This is a genomic window from Pantoea sp. GbtcB22 (assembly GCF_019091025.1).
Classification (GTDB): Bacteria; Pseudomonadota; Gammaproteobacteria; order Enterobacterales; family Enterobacteriaceae; genus Pantoea; species Pantoea leporis.
On sequence record NZ_JAGXKB010000797.1, the window covers coordinates 1 to 238 of the forward strand.

The 238-nt window shown below is 51.3% G+C and carries 1 pseudogene; it reads left to right on the plus strand.

Features of this window, described 5'->3' with window-relative positions:
• A pseudogene (locus tag KVT28_RS26715) lies at positions 1–117 on the plus strand (glutamate/aspartate ABC transporter substrate-binding protein); the annotation flags it as partial.
• Between the last annotated feature and the right edge of the window lie 121 nt (positions 118–238).

Consider the following 238-nt stretch of genomic DNA (forward strand, 5'->3'; position numbering starts at 1 on the left):
AAATGGTTTGAAACCTGGTTCAAAAAACCGATTCCACCGAAGAATCTGAACCTGAACTTCGTACTCTCAAGCGATATGCAGGCCCTGTTCAAAGCACCGCACGACAAAGCACTCTGAATTAACAACGACAACAAGGGCAGCCCCGCTGCCCTCTCGATTGCTGAACATGCGGTGGGGACAGACAGACTGTTACAGGCCGTTCCCCTGAAGCAGGATGCAAGACCCCGCTCAACAATCT